Genomic DNA, 22,802 nt, shown 5'->3' on the forward strand with positions numbered 1-22,802 from the left:
ACGGTCTCTCAGACCAGGGACCCAACGATCTCCCGCCCGCACACACCATCGCACATCCAAAACACACAGGGACCCAGGACGAGGACACGAGCCACGCGTCTCCTGCGTCGGAGGGAAGGGTGAATTGCAGCCTGCCGCCGGCGTCCTGGGGCACCACCCGGAAGCCGCCGACCTCGATCGCGATGTCGTGTTCGATCTCTTCGGCCGACCACCCGAGCCGCCGCGCCCGGGCGTCCAATTGCGCCCTGATCTCCTCGACGACCTCGCCGCCGGTGACGAAGGGCAGGCAGAACGGCAGGGTCGCAGGATCGACGCTCTCGCGCTCGAACTCGGGGGCGACGTCGGCGCCGAGGAAGAAGGCCCGGTTGCCGCAGTCGAGATAGCTCTCCGCCGGCAGTCCGTTTGCCATGACGACGTCGTGGGAATCCAACTCGATGTGGTGGTAGTCGATGGTTTCGACGGGGACCTGCGTGATCGTCGCGCCGTTGACCAGCGCGCCGATCGGCACGAGCACGTCCTCCCCCACACCCCGATTGGCGCTCACCTGCACCGCATGCGCCGCAGAGAGCCACAGCTCCCGCTCCGGCAGGCCGTGGCCGAAGGCATGCGCCGAGACCCGAACGGGCCAGGCCTGGCGGGGATTTGTCGTCTTGCGGCAGTCGACGGTCCGGGTACCGGTCCAGCGAATGGCGCGTTCCTCGCCGGAGGCCGTCACCACGATGTCGCCCTCGGACAGCTCTTCCACAGGAACGTCTCCGCCAGGCGTACCGATCAGCGTGCCGGCAGCAAAGCAGACGAATTGGTAGCTGGCATTGCTATCGTAAGTAAAGGGAGTGCCCGTAGCGAGATTGGTGTCGGTGAAGCCGATAAGACCACCACCGGATACTTCGCCGACAATAATCTTGTGGTCGTCTATCGTGGCAACGCCCAAGAACGTGAAGCCTTGCAAGAATTTGTTCGATGTGAATTCGTCCTCGGAAATGTCACCAAGAATAGTTAGGTTATCATCCGCACCATCGCTAATATCTGTAATCGTAACTGTTTGCGCCGCTAAGGACCCGACCACTCCTGTTGGCCTGAGAATAAAAGCATACCCGAACTGTTGAGGCATATCGTTTCCTTCGCACCGTTCAACACGACACAAAAGTAGGATATTCAAAGTCAAATACACCAATACACACCACTCGACCCATCAATTATGGAGAACATCGCATAACGAAGGCCGAAATTCCTCTTGAAGGGAATACTATTCCAATCCTACCTATCAAGCCCGCCGATAAACAAGTCGAAATTGTTGCTTCGCCACCCACGGGCATCCGGATGGCCGAACGCCGCTCGCGCGGCAAGGCCCCCGGGCGCGGCCCGTCGTCCATCTCAGCATGTCCTTGCCGTCGCTTTCGGCGGCGTGGAAACCGAAGGTCAGGCGAGGATCGTCCGCCCGGATGCGCCGGGCCTCGCCCGTCACGTCAGTCAGGGAGAAATGCGCAGGATCGCCTGCCTGGACGCCGATGAACTGAAGGCGGTGGACCGCATTCTCGACAAGCTCTGCAAGGCGGCGGCGAAGGCGGCCGGAGCGATCGCGGCACGGAACGCCGGGGCGTTCGTGCTCGGCTATGCCGACCAATTCACGGCTCCCCCCTGAATGCCGCGGCGGCGGATTTCGACCGCTGCCTTTACCGACGCGTGGATCTGTTCGGGAAAGCCTGGCGGCAGGTCGGCTTCCACACGAGCCAACGCCGTCTCGACCTGTTCGTCCACTTCCCTCAGCACTTCGGCGACGAGCAGTTTCGACATCCCTGCCGACACCCCCGTCTGGACGAAGTGGCGGGGATGGACTTCGTCGATGCGGTAGTGCCCCTTGCTCCCGGCGGACATCGCAAGGCGCATCTGGCGGTGCGAGATCTGGTACGTATCCAGGCTCGGCTGGGCGGTAAGAACATCATAGAGCGGCGTCACGCGAAAGGAACCGCCCGGCCCCAGAAAGATGCTGAAGTTCTTGGCGTGGCCGTCAGTGGCGCCGATCAGCCAGAAGATCAGTTGCGCCTTGAGGAAGGTTTTCTGATCGGTTGCCGGCTCGTCGCTGCCCTTCAGCAGGTCGAGGATGGCCGCCATCCCAGGCCCTCCCTCATTCTGGTACTTGAGCGTCGGCGGAACCGACAGTGCCTGACAGCAGTCCTCCTGCGGCAGGCGCAGCAAACGTCCGCCGGCGGTCCGCAGGCGATCGAAGCGCTCGATCACGAGGGCCTTGGTGTCGCCGAATGTCTCGATCTGCGCGGCGTTGACAGGCAGCCCGAACGCCCTGAGCAGCGACAGGCAGTAGTATTCGTTCTCGACGCTGTCGGAGAGGTCGATGCCGTTGGGCAGCCGGCCGATCTGCTTCTTCAAAATATGCGTCGTCGGCGTCGTGCCGTGCGGCTTCAGCCATTTCCCCTCTTGTAACAGCAGGGCTGTCTTTTCCTGTGCACCCGCGATGGATATGCGGAAGTCGTCGTCGCGTGACAGACCCAGCGGCGCCTCTTCGAGCCCTCGCAGCAGGCCTTCAATCTCTGCATCATCGACGGGCTCGCCTCGTATGGTGCCGATCGTGTCGGGGGCCTCATCGTCGGCGGTGACGAACTGCAGCGCACCGACGCAGTCGTGCCCGATCGCGGCCAGCAGGCTGTAGGCGTCCGTTCCCTGCGCGCCAACCCGTTCGGCAACGCGGCGCCTGAGCGCCTGGGAATCCGGCAGCAGATTCTCGAAAACCGCGGCGACCGCCGCTCCCTTGTATGGTGTCTCGCGCAGTGGCAGCGACAGCGAAACCGGCAGCCCCACGTCCCTTTAGAGCCAATTCTCGTCGTAGCGAAAGGCGATCGCACCGCTTGGCTCCTTGAGCAACCGTCCGACGAGGACATTGTTGAGAAGGACCCGCAGCGGCGCATGGAGCCTGCGGCGGGGCATCAGAACAGCTTCTCGATGTCGGCCGCGGTACCCTTGGAACGCGGCGCGATCCTGATCTCCAGATCGAGAGCAGCCAGGACTGCGAATATCGTCTGCAGGTTGGCGGACGAGTTGCCGGTTTCGAGAAGGGAAATCGTGTCCTGCCCGACCCCGGCCTTCGCGCCCAGCTGCGACTGGTTCCAGCCCAGCCTCTTACGGGCGCGGCGGATGATGCTTCCGAGTTGGCGTGGGTTGCGAGCAAGGTCCATGAAAGGAGTTATAGGCTCTGCCCTATAAAGTGTCAATATGGGATATACCCTATAAAGACACATTATAGGATGAAGCCTATAAACTGAACATATGGGATGCAGCCCATAAACTGAAGTGCGAAGCACCGAAAGGAATCAGATCTGGCCATTCCAGATCCTTCCCGCCGCCCACCACCCAGACGTGCGATTGTGCCGGATCTGACTTTGCGGCAGAATCGCCACACAACAGGCGGCGTCCGTATTCGGTCCGCCGGAGTCAGGGCGTCCCGCAGACGACGCCACCGCCGTTCAGAAGCGGTCCGGGAACAGAAGCGGTCGTCGCGCCAACACCCTGGGGAGGGCGCCATGGCCGACTACGGCTCGAGCAGTTACCAGACGCGGTCCTACGACCGGATCTTCCAGACGACCGGCCCGAAGCCGGCCGCGCCGCCGACGATCGGGTCGACACAGTCGTTCCGGCAGACCAACGAGCTGCGCGGCAACGAGATCATCGCCGAGTACCTGATCAAGGAGAAGGTGCCGTTCCTGCTCGGCTATGCCGGCCACGGCGCGATCGGACTGCTCGACGCGATCTACGACCGCACTGACAAGATCCGTCACATCTCGCCGCGCGTCGAGCAGGCCGCAGGCTTCATGGCCGACGTCTACTACCGGCTCAACCGCGAGCCGCTGGCGATCTACGCCTCGACCGGGCCGGGTCCGATGAACATGATGATCGCGGTCGCCAACGCCTTCTACGACTGCTCGGCCTTCATGCTGATCACCGGCAACGTGCCGACGACGCAGCTGTCCTCCGGCGCGCTGCAGGACGACTACCGCTACCAGGGCACGATGTCGTCGATCTTCACGCCGATCGTGAAGAAGTCGTTCCGCGCCAACAAGGTCGAGGACCTGGTCAAGATCATGCCGGACGCCTTCAACCTGATGCGCAGCGGCCGGCCGGGGCCGGTGCATCTCGACATGCCCTACAACCTCTACATCGAGTCCGCCGCCGTCGAGGTGCCGGACCCGGCCAGGCATCCGACCAACTGGCGGTCGACGGCCTCCGACGATACCGCGGAAAAGGCGCTCGACATGCTGGTGCGGGCCCAGCGGCCGCTGATCCTGGCCGGCGGCGGCGTGCGGGTCGCAGGCGCCTACGAAGAGCTGAAGGCGCTCGCCGACTACACCAACGTGCCCGTCTACTCGAGTTTCATGGGCAAGGGGGTGATGGCGGCGAACGACAAGCTCTATCTCGGCGTCGCCGGCTGCTGGGGCGAGTATCCGGCCAACGAGGCGGTCCGCAACGCCGACGTGATCCTGGCGATCGGCGCCCGCTTCAACGACCTGCACACCGGCTCCTGGAAGAAGGGCTACGTCTACAACATCCCGCCGACCAAGCTGATCCAGGTCGACATCGATATGGAGGAGATCGGCCGCAACTATCCGGTCGAGATGGGCATCGTCGCCGACGCCAAGAGTTTCCTCGGCCAGCTCGGGCGGATCGCCCGGGCGAAGAACCGCAAGCTGTCCTACAACTCGTCGTGGCACCGCGAGATCGAGGCATGGCGCAACGAGTGGCACAATTTCGTCGATCCCTACGCCACCAACACCGACGTGCCGATCGATCCGCGCCGGATGATGGCGGACATCAACAGGATCTCGCCGGCCGACACCGTGATGGTCGACGACGTCGGCAACTGCCAGGTCTGGTCCGAGCAGTACTGGCTGCCGAAGACGCCGGGCACGCACATGACGGCGGGCGGCTTCGCGGCGATGGGGTTCGGCGTCTGCGGCGTGCTGGGCGCGCGGCTGGCGCGGCCGCACTCGCCCTGCGTGACGATCTGCGGCGACGGCGGCTTCATGATGACGCCGCACGCGGTCGCCACCGCCGTCGAGCACAACCTGCCGGCCGTCTGGGTGGTGCAGAACAACTACGCCATCGGCTGCATCCGCGACCTGCAGCGCTTCTACCTGGACAGCCGCGAGATCGGCACGAGCTTCGTCAACGAGCAGACCGGCGAGTTCTGGAACCCGGACTTCGCCAGGATGGCCGAGGCGATGGGCGCGCGCGGCATCCGCATCACCCACCCCGACCAGTTCGGCGACGCCTACAAGGAGGCGATCCAGTCCAACAGGCCGACGGTGCTCGACGTGGTGATCAACCGCGACACGACGGTGCCGCTGACCGGCACCTGGCAGATGCCGCCGATCCCCGAGGCGCAGCCCACATTCGGGCAGCGGAGGATCCGCAACTGACGGTCAGCCGAGCGGCGACACGCCGAACAGCCACCGGTGGAGGAACAGCAGGAAGACGACATAGAGCGTCGCCCCGACCACCAGCGCGATGACGTCGTTGGCCGCCGGGGGCGCGGCCGCGGGTACCGGCTCCGCAACCGGCCGGCGCTTCACCGAGATCCGGTCGATGACGGCCCAGGCGAGCAACGAGCCGAACAGCAGGACGTCGGCGAGCGTGCCGTTGGCGAGCAGGTGCGCGACCGCCCACAGCTTCACCGCCACCAGCATCGGATGCTTGAGCGTCGCCTTGATTCGCCCTGGAATATAGGCGGCGGCGAGGAACACGAAGACCGGCATCATCAGCACCAGCGCGATGTGGCGCATCCAGACGGGCGGCGCGTAAAGGACGACGGGATCCTGCCGTGCGAGCCCGTATCCCCACACGATCAGGACAAGACCGATCAGCGAGACCAGCGAGTAGATGCCCTTCCACGGCCCCTCCCCCCGGCGCGCGATCATCGCGTCGCGCCATCCCGGCGCCACGATGCGGATCGAATGTGGAAGGAGAAACACGACAAGGCCGACAATCAGTATGAGCATCTGCTGCCTCCGGGGGACGAGAGCAATCAGACCGACGAAATCACCGATCGCCGCGAACCTATAGGGTTGCGACGCGTTCCACATCGCAAATCGCAGCGCGGCCGTCGAGGGCCGCTGTTGTCACATCCCATCTCCGCGTCCAAATTGGGGACTCGAGCGGGCCCCGCGACGCGGGCCATCGACCGGGGGCCAACCGGCAGAACGGGACTTGAAGATGAAATACCTTGGACTTTCCATCGGACTGATCGCCACGGCGCTGTTTGCCGGCGCCTGCAACGGCAGCGAATCGGGTCAGGCGGACGCCGACCTGTCCGGCGCGGCACAGACCGGATCGAAGCAGGCGGGGTCAGGCCAGTCGGGGTCTGGCCAGGCGGGGTCCGGCCAAGCGGACTCCAGGAAATCGGCGTCGAACCAGTCCGGCGTATCGAGCTCTTCGAAGGGATCGGGAAAGACCAGACCCCAGACGCGCGAACAGCCCGTCGATCCCCAGCAGTCCTGCAGCACCGATCCGATCCAGTGGGCCATCGGCATCGCGGCCACCGACGAAACGGTCCAGAGGGCCAAGGCGGAGTCGGGCGCCACGAGCGTTCGCGTCCTGCGCCCGGGCCTGGCCGTCACCCAGGAGTTCAAGTACGGGCGGCTCAACATCAACGTCGACGACAGCAACGTCATCACGTCGGTGAGCTGCTGGTAGGCGCTGCAGCCGGGCGGCGAGCAGGCGTCACTCGTCTTCGATCTCGTAGGCGAGATAGCGGGCGATCCGCCACTGGCCGTCGGGCTGACGCCGGAAGACGTCGATGCCGCGGTCAGAGGATGCAACCGTGGTGCCGGTCTCACGGTCGGTGACCGTCAGGTGCCAGACCAGGCGGACAACGGCCAGGTCGCCGGAGACGATGACCTCGTCGATGTCCAGATCGTAGCGGTAGGCGCGCGCTCCGCCGCCGACGTCGCGCTGCAGGGCCGAACAGATCGAGTTGAAGCTCTTCTCGGGCTGCCCGCGATAGTTGGCGATCAGATCGACCGCGAACAGGTCGCACAGGCGTTCGGTCCGGCCGGCATTGAAATCCTCGGTCCACTGCCTGAGGCGCTGCTCGATGACCCGGGCAGCCTCCTCCGCGCGCGGCGCGGCGGGTGCGAGGACATGCAGGGCGGACATCGCGCCGACGACCAGCGCGCGCATCAGGGTGGTGTAGAACATCGGCGATCCTGGGGACGGGAGCCGTCGGCACCTTATCAGGGGGCGCTGCGCTTTAGGAGAGCCGACGCAGGCGATGCTGGAAATGGCGACGCCCCGATGCTGACGGCGTGGGGGTATTGGAGCGTGATCGGCAGGCCGTAGCGGTCTTCAGTCGCCGAAGATTTCCGCGTACCGCTCAGGCTTGAAGCCGACCTCGATGGTGCCGCCTGTTTCGAGCACCGGGCGCCTGATCATCGACGGCTGGTCCAGCATCAGCGCGATCGCCTTGTCCTCGTCCAGTTCGGCCTTCGCCTCATCGGGGAGCTTGCGGAAGGTCGTTCCGGCGCGGTTGAGGACCTTTTCCCAGCCGGCGGACGCGCACCATCGTTCGAGGTCGCCGCGGGCGACGCCCTGCTTCCTGTAGTCGTGGAAGAGATAGTCGACGCCGTGGCCGTCGAGCCAGGCGAAGGCCTTCTTCATCGTGTCGCAGTTGCGGATGCCGTAGATGGTGGGATGCATGGGGTCCGTCTAATGGCTGGTGCCGCACATGTCGATCCGCATCGCGAGCCCGGCGCGGTCGCGCCGTGCCGCCTGCGGATCATGGCATGAGAAACCGCAATTCAGGACGACGCTGGGTCGCCCTCATGCTCCTCCGCCCGCCATGACAGCGACGGCAATCTTGCGCCCCCGTCCGTCGGGCTGCACCGTCATGCCGATCCGGCCGAGGTCCGGGTCGAGCAGGATATCACGGTAGTTGCCCGACTCGCTCCAGCGGTCGAAAAAGTAACGCACATCGGCGTCGGTCGCCTCCACGCCGCAACCACCGCAGCTTCCGGCAATCATCTGGAGACGACGCCACACGGCATCGGCCGGCAGCGAGTCCCTCAGGGGATTGAGTTCGTCCAGGGAAACTTCGGTCAGATCGCCTTCCGGAACCACTCTGCGGGCGGCATCGACCAGGCTCAGGTCGGCGGATACCGGACCAAGGCCAGAGTCTCGGCGCGCCTCGCTTATCAGACGCGCGATCAATTCGGACTGCTCCTGCGCGCCGATGGCTATCGCTTCGCCGTCTCCTCCCCGCGGCGTTCCAGGACCGGCGAAGGTCTGGACGCCGTAGCGTCTCCCGTCTTCGTCCACCGCGACGCCGAATCCGTATTTGCTCAGGCCCTCGGCGAGAATGTTCTCGCGATGCTCCGGGCTTTGCATCCACCCCTTGTGCAGCTCTTCGACCCCCTGCCTGTCCACCTGCACAGAACAATTCCGGCACAGCGCTATGTTCTCCGCCACGAGGCGACCTTTCGACCCGCCGCCCTCGACGTAGCGATCCATTACCGTCCCACCTTCCGGACTCGCATGACTGTAGTAGTCGCGCTCCAGCATGTCGTCGGCGTGCGCCTGTGCGGCCTTGTCCAGTTCCGCGCCAAGTTCGAGAGGACTGCGTCCGGCGTCGCGCCGCGCCCGGTTTACCAGTTCCAGACTGTAGTCCCTGAGAGCCTCCAGACCGTCGGGCACGCGCGAGTGCGCGGGCAGCGCCAGGCCGGCCAGCAGGCAGCATGCAGCGAGGAGGGGTATGTTGGCGTGCGGCATCGTCTCGATCCGATCGTGACGTTGGAACAACGCCATGCTTCCGCGTCCGTTCCGGAACGGAGGGGAGCCGGGATTCTGTCCCGGCTCCTTCGGGTCAATCATGGCCAACCGGCTGGTCCGACCTCGGCGCCGGAAGGAGAGTATGCCCTCCCCCGGTGAGGGCCGGTTCGACGGCCGTCCGGCCGATCCTACCCCCTGATGAAGGCCAGCAGGTCGGCGTTGATGATGTCGGAATGGGTCGTCGGCATGCCGTGCGGGAAGCCTTCATAGGTCTTCAGCGTGCCGTTCGGCAGCAGCTTGGCCGACAGCGGGCCGGAATCGGCGTAGGGGACGATCTGGTCGTCGTCGCCGTGCATGACCAGCACCGGCACGGTGATCTTCTTCAGATCCTCGGTGAAGTCGGTCTGCGAGAAGGCGACGATGCCGTCGTAGTGGGCCTTGGCGCTGCCCATCATGCCTTGGCGCCACCAGTTCAAGATGTTGCCCTGGGAGGCTTCGGCGCCGTCGCGATTGTAGCCGTAGAACGGACCGGCAGGGACGTCGTGGTAGAACTGCGCCCGGTTGGTCGCGACCTGCTGCTGGAAGCCGTCGAAGACCTCCTTGGGGAGGCCGCCGGGGTTGGCCTCGGTCCTGACCATCAGCGGCGGCACGGCGGCGATGATCGCAGCCTTCGCCACCCGGTCCTCGCCGTGCCGGGCGATATAGCGCACGACCTCGCCGCCGCCCGTGGAATGGCCGACGTGGACGGCGTCCTTCAGGTCCAGGTGCTCGGTCACCGCGGCGAGATCGTCGGCGTAGTGATCCATGTCGTGGCCGTCGTCGACCTGGCTGGAGCGGCCGTGCCCGCGCCGGTCATGGGCGATCACGCGGAAGCCGTGATTGCGAAAGAACATCATCTGGGCGTCCCAGTCATCGGCCGAGAGCGGCCAGCCGTGGCTGAAGACGATCGGCTGGCCCGATCCCCAGTCCTTGTAGAAGATCTCGACCCCGTCGCTGGTGGTTACAGTCGGCATTTGCGTGATCCCTTTCAGGCCGGTGCTCCTCGCGTCGACGGAGTCCGGCGCAATGTTGGAGGAAGGCAAAATGGCGGTACTAGTGCGGGCCGGATGCCCCGCAGACCAACTTATCTGATGCAGTCGCAAGATCCCGCCGGAGCCGGGTGGGAAAACCGGCACCGGCGGCAGTTCGTATCACGGACGTCCGTGTCCGCCCGCCCCGAACCGGGCGCCGCCGATGGCGACGGCGCCGCGGCAAGCTCCCACGGATTCTTTCCACGGCGGACGGACAAGCGAAGCACGGCAAAGATGCTCCTCGATCGAGGATGGATCGAGCGTATCACGCCCTGCGTGCGCAGATCGATACCGCGCAACCCGCCTTTCGCCGTGACGTTTCACATTTGCACATGATATGTAATTATTGAAACATCGACCCAGCCGGAAAGAGGGCCGCACGACCGATGAGCAACGCGAAAACGTACCGGGACATTCTCGTCCGCGTCGACAATGGCGTCGGCTGGATTGTCATCAACCGGCCCGAACGCCTCAACGCGTTGCAAATGACCACGACCGACATGGAAATCCGCGCGGCCCTCGGCGATTTCGCCCGGGACGAGACGGTTCGTGCCGTCGTGATCCGCGGTGAGGGCGAGCGCGCCTTCTCGACCGGCTGGGACATGGAGGCGATCGAGGACAGTTCGCTCGCCGACCTGGAAAAGATGGTCCGCCAGAACGTCGGCCTGTTCAAGGACGTGTGGCATCAGCCGCAGCCGGTCATCGCGGCGATCAACGGCCACGCGGTGGCGTCCGGCGCCTCGCTCGCGATGAGTTGCGACATCGTCATAGCCGCCGATCATGCCAAGCTCGCCGAACCGGAGATCCGGCATGGCGCGCTCTCGCCGTTCCTGATCATGCCCTATCTGACCGGCGCGCGCGCGGTCCACGAGTTCTACTATCTTGGCGACCCGCTGGATGCCGACGCCATGCTGCGGCTCGGTCTTGCCAACAAGGTGGTGCCCGGCGCCGACCTGGACGCTGCCGCGCAGGCCTACGGCGAGCGCCTGGCGCTCGTTCCGAAAGCCGCGCTGGAAATGAAAAAGCGCAGCCTGCGCGCCGCCTACGACCTGATGGGGCTTGGCGACGCGGTCGACCGGCACGCGCTGGCCGACACCCTGATGATCGGCGCCGACCTGCCCGAACAGCGGAAATTGCTCGACATCCTGAAAACGCAGGGCATGAAGGCGTTCATAGAGGCCAGGGACACGCCGTTCCGGAGCACACGCCAGTGACCTCCCTCCCGGTCCGGCCAGCGCCGATGCCGCCGACGCTGACGACGGGCGGCCTGCTGGCGAGGCGGGCGAAGCGTTCGCCCTCGGCACCGGCGGTCGTATCGGGGGATCGCCGCGTCACGTTCGCCGAACTCGAGGACAGGGTTTCGAGAGCCGCCGCCGTGCTTCGGGACTGCGACGTCGGCAAGGGCGACAGGGTGGCGCTGCTCCTGCGCAACGGCCTGGAATACTGCGAGCTGTTCTACGCGATCGGCCGGATCGGCGCGATCTGCTGCGCGCTCAACTACCGGCTGACCGGCAGCGAACTCGGTCACATCGTCGGCGACTGCGGTGCGACGATCCTGATCCACGAGGAGGAATTCGCCGACGTCGCCCGATCGTTGTCCGCCGACACCGGCTCGCTGCGGACGCTGCCGGTCGCCGGCGTCGAGCAGCACCTTGCGACGACGCCACCGCTCGACGCACCTGACGCCACGGCTCCCGGGGATCCGTTGCTGCTGGTCTACACCTCGGGCACGACCGGCCGTCCCAAGGGCGCGGTGATCACCCATCAGCAGCTCGTCTGGGCGTCGCTGACGATCGGCCATACTGTGGATTTCCGATCCGGCGACGTGCATCTCCTGCCGGCGCCGATGTTCCACGTCGGCGGCCTGTCGTTCACCGTCCATTGCGTCCATGTCGGCGCGACCCTGGTGATCCCCCCCGGCTGGAACGCCGGACAAGCCGTGGACCTGATCGCGGCGGAAGGGGTCAATCACTTCTTCGCGGTGCCGACGATGATCGCCGACCTGCTGGCGGCCGACAGTCTGACCAAGGACCGACTGCGCAGCGTCAGGTGGATCATGTCGGGCGCCGCGCCGCTGCCGGCGGATCTCGTCGAGCGCTGCATGGCACTGGGAATTCCGGTCATCCAGAGCTACGGGGCGACGGAGACCTGCGGACCGGCGGCCTGCATGGACGTCGACAGCGTGGCGCGACGGCCCGGGAGCATCGGCCTGCCCTTCTTCCACACCGAGATCCGCCTGCAGCGCGACGACGGCGTTCCGCCGACAGCGGGCGAACAGGGCGAGATCCAGGTGCGGGCACCACACATTTTCGCCGGCTACTGGGGAAACGCCGAGGCAACGCGCGAGGCCTTCGAAGACGGCTGGTTCCGCACCGGCGACATCGGCTACCGCGACGACGACGGTTATCTGTTCCTCGTCGACCGCAAGTCGGAGCTGATCATCTCCGGCGGCGAAAACATCTATCCGCTGGAGGTCGAGCAGGTCCTCGAGAGCCACCCCGCAATCGCGGAGGCTGCCGTCGTCGGGCTTCCCGACCCGAAATGGGGCCAGATCGTCTGCGCTGTCATATCGTGCGGCGCGCGGACGCCGCCCTCGCTCGAGGAGGTCGCCGCGCATTGCCTCGACCGGCTCGCGCGATACAAGATCCCGCGCAAGCTCGTCGTCCGGGACCGGCTGATCCGCAATGCCACCGGCAAGGTCCAGCGTGGTGCGCTGCGGCGCGAACTGAGCGACGATTGACCGGGCCGATTGACCGGGCGGCGGCGAGGCGGCGCGCGCCCCTGCTGCAAATGCGTTTCAGTTTCGCGCGGGTCTCAGCAATGATTGAAACCGCCGCGTGCCTTGTGTCAGTATCGTGATGCCTGCGCTGCCTCGGCCAACCGGCGATTTCGGACCCGTTGCCCCCGGGACCTGAGGTCATCGGCCCGGAACGGAAGGAATCCATGACGGTGCCTCAGTTCGCCCAGCTTTTCGCGCAACGCCCGACCGCCCGTCACACGATCATCGAGTCGAACGATCCGGTGGTGGTGAACGACCGCTTCGCATCCGAGTTCACCGCCCATCAGCTCGAAGTCACCCGCGTGCCGCGCCGCTTCAAGACGGTCGCGCAGATGGTGCGCATCGGCGGCGCGACGCTCTACAGAGTGTCCTCCGCCGCGGACATCCGCATCACCGCCAGCCCGATGTACGACCGGTTCGTGTTCTACGTGCCGGTCAACGGCAACATCCAGATCAGCCGCAAGAGCGGTTCGATAGACGTCGTGCCGGGCCAGATCGGGATCGCCAACCCGTCCGAGCCTTTCAGCCTGAGCAAGTTCGACAACTGCTCGCTCATCGCGCTGAAGGTTTCCCGCGACGCGATCGAGCGCGAGGCCGAAAGCATGTTCGCCTCCACCGGGATTCCACTCGCATTCGATGCCAACCGGCCGATATCGGCGCAGGAATGCCCGCTGTTCCTGCGGCTCCTCGACATGATCCACGCGGATCTGGTCCTGCCGGACGACCGCCTCTCGAACGCAAGCTGCAGCGAGCCGACCGAAGCGCTGCTCATCCGCCTGCTGCTGCGCGAACTGCCCAACAACCAGGCCGCCCATCCCTGCCCGACCGAGCAGACCGCCGGGTCCGGCCCCGTGCCGTACTACGTCAGACGGGTCGAGCAGCTGATGGCAAACGACGCCCGCCGCAACCTGTCGATGGACGAGCTGGTGGCGGTGGCCGGGGTCAGCGCACGGACGCTGTATGCCGGATTTCGCCAGTATCGCGGCGTCAGCCCGATGCGGCGGCTGCGGGAGGTGCGCCTTGCCAACGTGCGCGCCGACCTGGCCGCGATCGGCTCCGGCGAGGCCCCCCGACGCACCGTCACCGAAGTCGCCTCCGACTGGGGCTTCAATCACATGGGCGACTTCTCCAGCGCCTACCGCGAACGTTTCGGCGAAGCGCCCTCGAAGACCCTGAAGCCGCGGACCTGAGGACGACAGACGTCGCCTCACCCGCGTTTCCTGCACTGCAGCGCCGTTTGCTGCACTCAGGCGATAGACGCTCGCGCGCGCCCGCCCCTAGCCTTGCCATGCCGGGCGGGTAAGCCTCCGGCCGTGCTGGCCACAGCGCGCCTGCGAATGTCAGCAACCAGGACGGATCATGGCAGCCCAATTCGCGCCCGACGTCATATTCCACAACGGGAAGATCGTCACGGTCGATCCGGACTTCTCGGTCCAGGAGAGCGTCGCGATCTACGACGGCAAGTTCGTGGCGATCGGCAGCAGCACCGACGTCAAGGAGCTTGCGGGCCCCGGCACCACCGTCGTCGACCTGGAAGGGCGCTGCGTCGTCCCCGGCCAGTACGACAACCACGTCCATTTCCTGCTGGCGGGCATGGACGCGCTCGGCTCCGAGGCGAAGGTCGACATCGCGACGATGCCCTCCATAGAGGACATCCTCACCACGATCGCCGAGCGCACCAAGATCACCCCGAAGGGCGAGTGGATCGCCACCTCCTGCATGTACCGGGGAGCGCTGAAGGAAGGAAGGTTCCCGACGCGCCACGACCTCGACAAGGTCTCGCCCGACCATCCCGTCTACATCTTCCAGTCCGGCAAGAACATCATCGCCAACAGCTACGCGATGCGGCTGGCAGGGATCGACAGCAGCACGCCGCAGCCGCTCGAGCCCGAAGGCTGGATCGCCAAGGACGACAGCGGCGAGCCGACCGGTCACCTGATCGCCGGCGCAGGCGACCTGGCGCGCAAGGCGTGGTGGCAGAAGACCGGCCAGCCGATCAAGATGTGGGACTTCGTCTACTTCGACCAGCAGACCCAGATCCGGGCGATCGAAGCGCAGCAGGCGATCTACCATGCCTGCGGCGTCGTCGGCGTGCGCGACATGGGCGTCTCCGTCGACGAACTGGATTCCTACATCGAGGCGCACCGGCAGGGCCGCCTCAAGATCCGCACCGACCTGATCCTCGGCCTGCCCTCGCGCTACCTGTCGCAGGACGACATCCGCCAGTCGATCGAGCGCTACTTCGGCCCCAAGCAGGGCCTCGGCGACGACATGCTGAAGATCGGCGGCATCAAGCTCGTCGTGGTCAATGACGGGTGGTGGGCGTTCACCCCCGAGAAGCTGCGTTTCCTGATCGAGGAATTCAACCGCTACAACTGGAACATGGCGATCCACGTCAACACCGGCGGCGGCGAGGAACCCGCCGAGACCGTGCTGTCGATGCTGGAGGAAGGCGACAAGACCAACCCGATCGCCGGCCGCCGGTTCAGCTTCGAGCACGGCTTCGGCCTCGGCAAGCCCGAGCACGTGGAGCGGGCGAAGGCACTCGGCATCAATTTCGGCGCAAACCCGCTGCTCGCCTACTACGCCTCGGCCCGCTCGATGCGCATGAACGAGATCATGACCCAGGTGCGCATCGCCAAGCTGGTCGAAAGCGACCCCTGGGCGCGCACGGTGCGCGACTGGGGCCTGCCGCTGCGCGACTGGCTGGACGCCGGAATCCTGGTGTCCGGCGGCACCGACAATCCGGCCGTCGTCTACGACAAGCAGCACCCCTTCCTGTGCCAGTACTCGGCGCTGACCGGCAACACGCTGGCCGGCCAGTTGATGCCGGGCCAGGAAATCACCCGGGAAGAGATGCTGCGCATGTTCACGATCAACAACGCGGAGGTCCGCTGGCAGGAAAAGACGCTTGGCTCCATCGAAGTCGGCAAGCAGGCCGACGCGGTGGTCCTGGATACCGACATTCTCGACTGCCCGCCGGAGGCCGTGAAGGACATCCAGGTGCTGCAGACCTATGTCGGCGGCGAACTGGTCTACGAAGCCGGTCGCTAAGACGATAATATGAACAAGAACCAGATTCTGGCGGCACCCACAGACAAACCGCTTCCGGTCACGGTTCTCACCGGCTTCCTGGGCAGCGGCAAGACGACGCTGCTCAATCACCTGCTGTCATCCGACCACGGGCTGCGGATCGGCATCATCGTCAACGAGTTCGGCGCGGTCAGCATCGACGACAAGCTGATCACGCGGCAGACGGACAACCTCATCGAACTGGCCAACGGCTGCGTCTGCTGCACCATGGCCGGCGATCTCAGCAAGGCGGTGGTTCGCCTGGCCGGATCGCGCAACGACATCGACTACATCCTCGTCGAGACGACCGGACTGGCCGACCCCGGTCCGGTCGCGGCGACCCTGGCGATGGGCGAGTTTCGCGAGTGGCTGCGGCTGGATGCGATCGTGACGGTCGTCGACGCGGAGAATTTCGACGCCAACCTCGACAATGCCGAGGCGGCCTACCAGCAGCTCGTCGGCGCCGACATCCTGCTGATCAACAAGCTCGATCTCGTCGACCCGGAGATCCCGGACATGATCGAGGCGGGGGTTCGCAAGATCAACCCGGACGGCCGCTTCCTGCGCACCAGCCACGGCCTGGTCGATCCGTTCCTGCTGCTCGACGTGGACCTGTTCCGCCTGCGCGCCGAAATCCGCGAACGCGGCGCCGACGATGCCGGCGCCGAAGTTGCCGGCGACGGCGAACACGGCCATCACACCGACCACAGCCACGACCTGTCGGGATTCGAGACCGCGTCCTTCTCGTCCGATGCCGCGCTCGATGCGGCAGCCTTCGGCGAACTTGTGGCCGCCGTGCCCCGGAACATCCTGCGGGCGAAGGGCATCCTCAACCTGGCCGGTCACGACAACCGCTTCGAGTTCCATCTCGTCGGCGAGCGCAGCACGGTGTCGGAGAGCCGGGCCTGGCGAGCCGACGAGAAGCGGCGGACGGATGTGGTCTTCATCGGCCGCGGGATCGACAGGGAGGCTCTCGGCCGCCTGTTCGACGGCTGCATCCCCGAGCGGGCATAGCAGGATGGAGCAGACGCTGGAGATCAACGGCAACCGGCATCGCCTCGACATCGAGGCCGGCGAGACGCTGATCGAGGTGCTGCGCGACAGGTTGAAACTGACCGCGGCGAAGGTCGGCTGCGGGCGCGGCGAATGCGGGGCCTGTACCGTGCTGATCGGCGGACGCGCGAAACTCGCCTGCGTGACGCTGGCTGCCTGCGTCGACGATCCGGTCGAGACGGCCGAGGGCCTTGCCGACGAGGCCCGCGGGTTTCGCGAGGCGATGGCAGACCGAGGCGGGTTCCAGTGCTCCTACTGCACGCCCGGCATGGTGGTGCGCGCCGTCTCGATCCTGCGCGGCGGCGACCTGAGCGACGACGACGCCCTGCGGCGCGACATGGCCGGCAACCTGTGCCGCTGCACCGGCTACCAGGGGATCATCGAATCGCTGCGGCTGGCGTCGCAAACCAAGGGATCGCCGGCATGACGATCGGCGACGCTTTCCGGCATCCCGAATGGGTCGAGCGCACCAGCGGATCGCTGCCCTATACCCGAGACCTGATGCCCGACGATGTGCTGACGGGACGGATCCTGCGCAGTCCCCATCCCGCCGCCGAGATCGTCAGCATCGACACGAGCGCCGCGGAACGTGCCGCCGGTGTCGCCGCGGTGATCACCGCGCGGGACCTGCCGGACCGCAACTACCGGGACTACGGACAGGCGGACAGACCGCCGATCGCGCGGGGTTCGGTGGTTTATTTCGGTCAGGACGTGGCCGCCGTTGCGGCAGAGACGCCGGAACAGGCGGACCGGGCGCTGGCGCTGATCCGGGTCAGGTACAAGCCGCACCGGGCGGCCCCGAGCCTGGCGGCGGCCCTGCGGCCGGGCGCGCCGATCGTCCATCCGCGGAGCCGCGCCGACAACATCGCCGAGAGCGCCGTGCGGTCCTTCGGAAACCCGGAGGGGGCGAAGGAGCGGACCAGCGACGCGGTATCGGCCCGGTACGACTGCGGCATCCAGGCCCATGCCTGCATGGAGTCCCATGTCGCTCTCGCCGACTGGGACGAAGCCGGCGGGATCATGAACATCTGGGTCCCGACGCAGTCGCCGCGCAACGTGCGCGCAGAGATCGCCTACATGCTGGATCTCGATCCCGAGCAGGTCCGGCTGCACCGCGTCGGCGTCGGCGGGGACTTCGGCGCGCGCGTCAAGATATCGGACATAGAGGTGCTGGCCGCCACGCTGGCGCGGTCCGCCGGGCGGCCCGTGGCGATCAGCCTGTCGCGCGCGGACGAGTTCGCGTTCACCAAGCGCCAGCATGAATGCTCGATCGCGATGGAAACGGGTGTCGACCGCGACGGCCTGCTGACCTATCGCCGTGCCGAGGTCGTCGTCGAGAACGGAGCGTTCATCCACGGCGGGTCGAACATGATGAACTACGCGTCGATCCTGATCGGCTCCCAGTACCGCCTGGAAGGTGCCGAACTGGATGGACGTTCGGTCTACTCGAACCGCCGTCCCGGCGGCGCCTTCCGCGGCGCGGGCGGACCGCAGGCGACATTCGCCATCGAATGCCAGATCGACGAACTCGCCGACGAAATCGGCATCGATCCCATCGACCTGCGGCTTCGCAACGTCAACCGGACCGGCGACTGCACGATCACCGGCTGGGAGATCAAGTCCAGCCATGCCGCCGAGTGTCTCGAGACCGTGCGGGAAAAGCTGAACTGGGACGTGGCGCGCGGCCAGGGCGGCAACGGCCGGGGCGTCGGCGTGGCGCTGGCCATGCACGTATCGGGAGCGATCGTCAGCCCGCCCACCGGCCGCGCCGAGGCCCGCATAGAAATCGGCCACAATGGCGGCGTGGTGCTGTCGAGCGGATGCGCCGACCCGGGCACGGGCGAATATGCGGTCATCGCCCAGCTTTGCGCCGCCGAACTGGGGCTCCGGGCCGACGAGATCGACTGCCGGGTGATGGACACCGCCGAAACGCCGTTCGACCCCGGGGCGGGGTCCAGCCGAGGCACCATGATCACGGGCGGCGCCGTGCAGGCGGCTGCCCGGAAGACGGCGGCGGCGCTGCGCGAGATCGCGGCGCAGACACTCGGCTGTGCGCCTGACGACGTCGTTCTGCGGGACGGCTTCGCGGAAGCCGCCGGCCGGCGCATCGGCATCGGCGAACTGGCTGCGGCGCATCCCGACAGCGTCGGGGGAACGCTGACGATGTTCTGCGAGGAGGTCGTCGACAGTCCGGTGGTGCCGATGACGGCGGCGGACTCAGGGTTCGGCGACCTGTCGCCGGCCTACAGTTTCGCCGCGCATGGCGTCGAGGTGGAGGTCGATCGCGGTACCGGCGCGGTGCGCGTACTGCGGGTGGTCGCCGCCCACGATGCCGGCACCGTGGTCAATCCGGTCGGCGCGCGAAGCCAGGTCATCGGCGGCGTCGTGATGGGACTGGGCGCAGCACTGGGCGAGGAACTGATCTACGAAGCCGGACGCCCGGTCACCACGTCCTACGCCGACTACGCCCTGCCGCGCGCCAGCGAGGCGCCACCCGTCGACGTCGTCTTCGTCGGCGGACCGTCGCCCAAGGGTCCGGCCGGCGCCAAGTCGATTTCGGAGATCGCACTGATGCCGACGGCGGCCGCCGTTGCCAATGCCATCGCACACGCCACCGGCGCGCGCATCCGCTCGCTGCCGATCTCGCCCGACAAGATCGTCGCCGCGCTCGGCGAAGCAGACGCCGGGATCGAGCCGCAGCCGATCTGGCAGCGGCCGTCGCACTGGTGGGCCGCAGGGGTACGAAGCGCCTACCCGCTTGGCCTGCACGCCGCGCTGCACGCGTGGGGCCGTCAATCTCCTGTACCGCGGCACAGCGCTGTCGAGACGATCGTGCGGCCGCGGTCGAGCGACGATGCGATCGCTGCGCTGGCCGCGGACCGCAGCGCCCGTCCGGCCGGCGGGGCCACCGACATCCTGTCAATGCGCGACCAGGGGTTCGGTGCACCACCGACGCTGGTCAGCCTGACGGCCTGCGCCGACATGAACGAAATCGCGGAGGACGCGGACGGCAACCTGACGATCGGCGCCGCCGTGACGCTGGCCGACGCGCAGCGCCAGCTCGTCCGGTCGGACCGGCCGGGCGACATGGCCCTGGCAGCGACGATCGCGGCAATCGCGAGCCCGCAGATCCGCGAATCCGGGACCGTCGGCGGCAACCTGTGCCAGGCCAAGCGGTGCTGGTTCTTCCGCTCGGGCTTCAACTGCTACAAGCGGGGCGGCGCGACGCGGCCCTGCTACGCGGTCACCGGCGACCACCGGTACTTCCACGCCGTGCTCGGCGCCGGCCGCTGCCAGGCGATCACCCCGTCCGATCTTGCCACTACGCTGATCGCGCTCGATGCGACCGCGCGGATACGCGACGCCGGCGGCGGCGACCGCAGCGTCGGCTTGGACGCCTTCTACGAGGGGCCCGGCGAAACCGTGCTGTCCGGCGGCGAGATCGTCCATTCGGTGGTCATCCCGGCGCAGGCCCGGTCGCGGCCCGCGCACTTCGAGAAACTCGCCCGGACCAGCGACGGGTTCGCGATGGTATCCGCCTGCGTCAGCGTCCTCAGCGACGCACCCGGCGCGCCGCAATGCCGGGCCGTGCTCGGCGGCGTCGCCAACCGCCCCTACCGCGCCCGTCTCAGCGAGCAGGCGTTCCATCGGAACGGCGCGGCCGACAATCACGCATCCGCGCGGGCCTGGGTGAACGAGGCGCACCCCCTGCCCGGGAATGCCTGGAAGCTCAAGGCCGCCTGTGCGCTGCTGGAGCGCGCCATGAACGCCGCCTGCGGTCGCGAGACGGAGACACCCACATGAACCTCGTCCAGGACATCGCCGATGCCCACCCGGAGCTGATAGGCTGGCGGCGCACCCTGCACGCGATGCCGGAAACCGGATTCGAGGAGTTCAGGACCGCCGATTTCGTCGACGCGAAGCTGAAGGAATTCGGCATCGAGACGAAGCGGGGCATGGCGACGACAGGCGTCGTCGGGACGCTGTCGGCAGGAAGCTCCGGCAAGACCATCGCGCTGCGCTCCGAACTCGACGCAATCAACCTGCAGGAGGCAAACGACTTCGCCCACCGCTCGACGGTGGACGGCAAGATGCACGGCTGCGGCCACGACGGGCACATGACGATGCTGCTGGCGGCCGCCCGCCATCTCGCCCGGACCCGCGATTTCGACGGCACCGTCCATTTCATCTTCCAGCCGGCCGAGGAGGTCGGCAATGGCGGCCTGCGGATGATCGAGGACGGCCTGTTCGAGGCGATCAGGCCGGAGGCCGTCTACGGGATGCACAATTTTCCCGGGATCCCGGTCGGCCAGTTCGCCACAAGGCCCGGCGACTTCATGGCATCGCTCGACGCCTTCGACATCACCATCGAGGGTGTCGGCGGCCACGGCGCCTATCCGAGCAAGGCCAGGACGCCGATCCTGCCGGCTTGCGCAATCGTCTCGGCGCTCAACGAGCACGTCGCCTCGCAGATACCGTCGGAGGAGACGATGTCGCTGTCGGTGGCGCAGCTCAATGCCGGCTCGGCGATCAACGTCATCCCGGCCTCGGCCAACATCAAGGGAACCGTGCGTTCCCTCGGCGAGGCGGCGCAGCTCGAAATGGAGGCAGCCGTCGAACGCATCGCCAAGGGCATCTGCGGCGCATACGGCGTCGACTGCACCGTCAGCTATCAGCGAACCTATCCCAGGCTAGTGAACGCCGCGCGGGAGACCGCCTCGGCAATCGATGCGGCGGCAGCGGTCGTCGGCGCCGACAATGTCGACAGCAACGGAAAGCCGATGATGGCGTCGGAGGACTTCGCGTGGATGCTGCGCGAGAAGCCCGGCAACTACATCGCCATCGGCAACGGGATCGGCGACAAGGGCGGCACCTTCGTCCATCACCCCAAATACGACTTCAACGACGACATCCTGCCGATCGGCGCAAGCTACTGGGTGAGCCTGGTCCGCAGACTTCTTTGAATTCCCGGACCGTCAAAACCGGGAACACGAAAAACGTGTCCATGGGAACTACAACAGGAGAGAGAAGATGAAACGATACCTGAGCGCAGCCGCGATCGTCCCCGTCCTGGCCGTCGCCATGACGTGCTCGGCCAATGCGGAGCCGAAAACCATTCGCGTCGACACCTATGCCGGCCCCCAGCACGCGGTGAACGCGGCCGGCCTCGACGTCTGGGCCAAGCAGGTCGAGGAAGCCAGCAACGGCGAGCTCAAGGTCGAGCTGTCCTATCCGCCGATCAATCCGCGCGACATCATGGACCGGGTGCGCAGCGGCATCACTGATGTGGGCTGGATCACCCACGGCTACACGACGGGCCGCTTCGTGCTGACCGACATGGTCGAGCTTCCCGGCAATGGCGGCAATGCCGAACAGGCGTCGCGGGCCTACTGGAAGGTCTATAACGAGGAGTTCGCCGACCTGGGAGAACACAAGGGAGTCGTGCCGATCGCGCTGTTCGTGCATGGTCCCGGCATGATCCACACCAGCAAGCCTATCGAGTCGATCGACGATCTCGAGGGCCTGAAGATCCGCACCGGCGGCGGCACGCAGGGCGAGATCGCCAAGCGGCTGGGCCTCGTGACAGTGTCCGCGCCGGTCACCAAGGCGCAGGAGCTGCTGTCCCAGGGCGTTGCGGACGGCGTGCTGTTCTCGCTGGAGACGATCAAGTCCTTCAATCTCGGCGACATCGTCACCTATCACTACGGGATGCCGGACAACCTCTACACGTCGAGCATGGCGATCGTCATCAACGAGAACTTCCTCGACAGCCTGACGGACTCGCAGAAGGAAGCGTTCTGGAGCGTTTCGGGTGAGGAGCTGTCCGGCCTGATCGGATCCGCCTGGGACGGCGCCGACACGGATGCCGAAGAGACCTTCGGCGCCGACAGCGTCGTCACCTTCGACGGCGAAATGAAGGACAAGGTGGACGCCGCCCTGGCCGGCATGGACGAGGAGTGGGTCGCCCGGGCCCAGGAAGCCGGCGCCGACGACGCCGCCGAGGTGCTCGAAAAGTACCGCGCCGAGATCCAGAACCAGAAGTCGGCGAACTGATACAG

Annotated in this window: 20 protein-coding genes; 12 read left to right on the forward strand and 8 right to left on the reverse strand. The window is 66.4% G+C overall.

Going from position 1 to position 22,802, the window contains the following annotated elements:
• The coding region (locus tag V3328_RS14770; protein ID WP_340330455.1) for a Hint domain-containing protein at nucleotides 1–1,111 on the reverse strand (1,111 nt) is incomplete at its 3' end.
• 369 nt (nucleotides 1,112–1,480) lie between these two features.
• Here V3328_RS14770 and V3328_RS14775 point away from each other — a divergent pair.
• Nucleotides 1,481–1,642 (forward strand): hypothetical protein, encoded by a 162-nt coding sequence (locus tag V3328_RS14775; RefSeq protein ID WP_340330456.1) that lies wholly within the window; start codon nucleotides 1,481–1,483, stop codon nucleotides 1,640–1,642.
• On the opposite strand, the gene V3328_RS14780 is transcribed toward V3328_RS14775, so the two are convergent.
• Nucleotides 1,612–2,814, reverse strand: a complete 1,203-nt coding sequence (locus V3328_RS14780; RefSeq protein ID WP_340330457.1) for a type II toxin-antitoxin system HipA family toxin — start codon at nucleotides 2,812–2,814, stop codon at nucleotides 1,612–1,614. The two genes, V3328_RS14775 and V3328_RS14780, sit on opposite strands and share 31 nt — an antisense overlap.
• 125 nt (nucleotides 2,815–2,939) lie before the next feature.
• The gene (locus V3328_RS14785) at nucleotides 2,940–3,188 is read right to left on the reverse strand and encodes a helix-turn-helix domain-containing protein (RefSeq protein WP_340330458.1); all 249 of its coding nucleotides are present in this window, start codon (nucleotides 3,186–3,188) and stop codon (nucleotides 2,940–2,942) included.
• A 345-nt stretch (nucleotides 3,189–3,533) separates the two neighbouring features.
• Here V3328_RS14785 and V3328_RS14790 point away from each other — a divergent pair, with 345 nt between their 5' ends.
• Nucleotides 3,534–5,426: a thiamine pyrophosphate-binding protein gene (locus V3328_RS14790; protein ID WP_340330459.1), complete on the forward strand. Its 1,893-nt coding sequence runs from the start codon at nucleotides 3,534–3,536 to the stop codon at nucleotides 5,424–5,426.
• 3 nt (nucleotides 5,427–5,429) lie between these two features.
• On the opposite strand, the gene V3328_RS14795 is transcribed toward V3328_RS14790, so the two are convergent.
• Entirely contained in the window at nucleotides 5,430–6,005 is a 576-nt protein-coding gene (locus V3328_RS14795) for an NnrU family protein (RefSeq protein ID WP_340330460.1), read from the reverse strand.
• 214 nt (nucleotides 6,006–6,219) lie between these two features.
• Here V3328_RS14795 and V3328_RS14800 point away from each other — a divergent pair, with 214 nt between their 5' ends.
• Nucleotides 6,220–6,699: an I78 family peptidase inhibitor gene (locus V3328_RS14800; RefSeq protein WP_340330461.1), complete on the forward strand. Its 480-nt coding sequence runs from the start codon at nucleotides 6,220–6,222 to the stop codon at nucleotides 6,697–6,699.
• Between the two features lie 27 nt (nucleotides 6,700–6,726).
• Here the strand turns inward: V3328_RS14800 and V3328_RS14805 are convergent, their stop codons facing one another.
• The 4 genes from V3328_RS14805 to V3328_RS14820 form a co-directional block, all read right to left on the reverse strand.
• On the reverse strand, nucleotides 6,727–7,203 hold the full coding sequence (locus V3328_RS14805) for a YybH family protein (RefSeq protein WP_340330462.1): 477 nt from the start codon (nucleotides 7,201–7,203) through the stop codon (nucleotides 6,727–6,729).
• Nucleotides 7,204–7,350: 147 nt separating this feature from the next.
• Nucleotides 7,351–7,701: an arsenate reductase gene (locus tag V3328_RS14810; protein ID WP_340330463.1), complete on the reverse strand. Its 351-nt coding sequence runs from the start codon at nucleotides 7,699–7,701 to the stop codon at nucleotides 7,351–7,353.
• Between the two features lie 123 nt (nucleotides 7,702–7,824).
• Nucleotides 7,825–8,805: a CAP domain-containing protein gene (locus V3328_RS14815; protein WP_340330464.1), complete on the reverse strand. Its 981-nt coding sequence runs from the start codon at nucleotides 8,803–8,805 to the stop codon at nucleotides 7,825–7,827.
• A 152-nt stretch (nucleotides 8,806–8,957) separates the two neighbouring features.
• Nucleotides 8,958–9,782, reverse strand: coding sequence for an alpha/beta fold hydrolase (locus V3328_RS14820; protein ID WP_340330465.1), 825 nt, complete (start codon nucleotides 9,780–9,782; stop codon nucleotides 8,958–8,960).
• A 443-nt stretch (nucleotides 9,783–10,225) separates the two neighbouring features.
• Between V3328_RS14820 and V3328_RS14825 the strand changes: the two genes are divergently transcribed.
• The 9 genes from V3328_RS14825 to V3328_RS14865 all read left to right on the forward strand — a co-directional run bounded on the left by V3328_RS14825 (nucleotide 10,226) and on the right by V3328_RS14865 (nucleotide 22,797).
• Nucleotides 10,226–11,053: an enoyl-CoA hydratase/isomerase family protein gene (locus V3328_RS14825; RefSeq protein ID WP_340330466.1), complete on the forward strand. Its 828-nt coding sequence runs from the start codon at nucleotides 10,226–10,228 to the stop codon at nucleotides 11,051–11,053.
• The gene (locus tag V3328_RS14830) at nucleotides 11,050–12,579 is read left to right on the forward strand and encodes a class I adenylate-forming enzyme family protein (protein ID WP_340330467.1); all 1,530 of its coding nucleotides are present in this window, start codon (nucleotides 11,050–11,052) and stop codon (nucleotides 12,577–12,579) included. The genes V3328_RS14825 and V3328_RS14830 overlap by 4 nt, the downstream gene beginning before the upstream one ends.
• 203 nt (nucleotides 12,580–12,782) lie before the next feature.
• Nucleotides 12,783–13,808 (forward strand): AraC family transcriptional regulator, encoded by a 1,026-nt coding sequence (locus tag V3328_RS14835; RefSeq protein ID WP_340330468.1) that lies wholly within the window; start codon nucleotides 12,783–12,785, stop codon nucleotides 13,806–13,808.
• A 169-nt stretch (nucleotides 13,809–13,977) separates the two neighbouring features.
• Nucleotides 13,978–15,672, forward strand: a complete 1,695-nt coding sequence (locus tag V3328_RS14840) for an amidohydrolase (protein WP_340330469.1) — start codon at nucleotides 13,978–13,980, stop codon at nucleotides 15,670–15,672.
• A 9-nt stretch (nucleotides 15,673–15,681) separates the two neighbouring features.
• Nucleotides 15,682–16,704 carry a CobW family GTP-binding protein gene (locus tag V3328_RS14845; protein WP_340330470.1) on the forward strand — a complete coding sequence of 341 codons (1,023 nt, stop codon included), beginning with the start codon at nucleotides 15,682–15,684 and terminating at the stop codon, nucleotides 16,702–16,704.
• A gap of 4 nt (nucleotides 16,705–16,708) precedes the next feature.
• On the forward strand, nucleotides 16,709–17,170 hold the full coding sequence (locus V3328_RS14850; protein ID WP_340330471.1) for a (2Fe-2S)-binding protein: 462 nt from the start codon (nucleotides 16,709–16,711) through the stop codon (nucleotides 17,168–17,170).
• Nucleotides 17,167–20,547 (forward strand): molybdopterin cofactor-binding domain-containing protein, encoded by a 3,381-nt coding sequence (locus V3328_RS14855; RefSeq protein WP_340330472.1) that lies wholly within the window; start codon nucleotides 17,167–17,169, stop codon nucleotides 20,545–20,547. Before V3328_RS14850 ends, V3328_RS14855 begins: the two co-directional genes overlap by 4 nt.
• Complete coding sequence (locus tag V3328_RS14860) at nucleotides 20,544–21,707, forward strand: M20 aminoacylase family protein (RefSeq protein ID WP_340330473.1); 1,164 nt, start codon at nucleotides 20,544–20,546, stop codon at nucleotides 21,705–21,707. Before V3328_RS14855 ends, V3328_RS14860 begins: the two co-directional genes overlap by 4 nt.
• A 67-nt stretch (nucleotides 21,708–21,774) precedes the next feature.
• Nucleotides 21,775–22,797 carry a TRAP transporter substrate-binding protein gene (locus V3328_RS14865; RefSeq protein ID WP_340330474.1) on the forward strand — a complete coding sequence of 341 codons (1,023 nt, stop codon included), beginning with the start codon at nucleotides 21,775–21,777 and terminating at the stop codon, nucleotides 22,795–22,797.
• Nucleotides 22,798–22,802 lie beyond the last annotated feature (5 nt).

It is taken from the genome of Microbaculum marinum (assembly GCF_037855135.1).
In the GTDB taxonomy this organism is placed as follows: Bacteria; Pseudomonadota; Alphaproteobacteria; order Rhizobiales; family Tepidamorphaceae; genus Microbaculum; species Microbaculum marinum.

Bases quoted from the DNA above. Each gene is read 5' to 3' on its own strand.
- V3328_RS14775 (WP_340330456.1), top strand. From the start codon at position 1,481: ATGCGCAGGATCGCCTGCCTGGACGCCGATGAACTGAAGGCGGTGGAC.
- V3328_RS14795 (WP_340330460.1), bottom strand. From the start codon at position 6,005: ATGCTCATACTGATTGTCGGCCTTGTCGTGTTTCTCCTTCCACATTCG.
- V3328_RS14865 (WP_340330474.1), top strand. From the start codon at position 21,775: ATGAAACGATACCTGAGCGCAGCCGCGATCGTCCCCGTCCTGGCCGTC.
- V3328_RS14820 (WP_340330465.1), bottom strand. From the start codon at position 9,782: ATGCCGACTGTAACCACCAGCGACGGGGTCGAGATCTTCTACAAGGAC.
- V3328_RS14825 (WP_340330466.1), top strand. From the start codon at position 10,226: ATGAGCAACGCGAAAACGTACCGGGACATTCTCGTCCGCGTCGACAAT.
- V3328_RS14855 (WP_340330472.1), top strand. From the start codon at position 17,167: ATGACGATCGGCGACGCTTTCCGGCATCCCGAATGGGTCGAGCGCACC.
- V3328_RS14835 (WP_340330468.1), top strand. From the start codon at position 12,783: ATGACGGTGCCTCAGTTCGCCCAGCTTTTCGCGCAACGCCCGACCGCC.
- V3328_RS14845 (WP_340330470.1), top strand. From the start codon at position 15,682: ATGAACAAGAACCAGATTCTGGCGGCACCCACAGACAAACCGCTTCCG.
- V3328_RS14785 (WP_340330458.1), bottom strand. From the start codon at position 3,188: ATGGACCTTGCTCGCAACCCACGCCAACTCGGAAGCATCATCCGCCGC.
- V3328_RS14805 (WP_340330462.1), bottom strand. From the start codon at position 7,203: ATGTTCTACACCACCCTGATGCGCGCGCTGGTCGTCGGCGCGATGTCC.
- V3328_RS14815 (WP_340330464.1), bottom strand. From the start codon at position 8,805: ATGGCGTTGTTCCAACGTCACGATCGGATCGAGACGATGCCGCACGCC.
- V3328_RS14790 (WP_340330459.1), top strand. From the start codon at position 3,534: ATGGCCGACTACGGCTCGAGCAGTTACCAGACGCGGTCCTACGACCGG.
- V3328_RS14850 (WP_340330471.1), top strand. From the start codon at position 16,709: ATGGAGCAGACGCTGGAGATCAACGGCAACCGGCATCGCCTCGACATC.
- V3328_RS14860 (WP_340330473.1), top strand. From the start codon at position 20,544: ATGAACCTCGTCCAGGACATCGCCGATGCCCACCCGGAGCTGATAGGC.
- V3328_RS14810 (WP_340330463.1), bottom strand. From the start codon at position 7,701: ATGCATCCCACCATCTACGGCATCCGCAACTGCGACACGATGAAGAAG.
- V3328_RS14840 (WP_340330469.1), top strand. From the start codon at position 13,978: ATGGCAGCCCAATTCGCGCCCGACGTCATATTCCACAACGGGAAGATC.
- V3328_RS14800 (WP_340330461.1), top strand. From the start codon at position 6,220: ATGAAATACCTTGGACTTTCCATCGGACTGATCGCCACGGCGCTGTTT.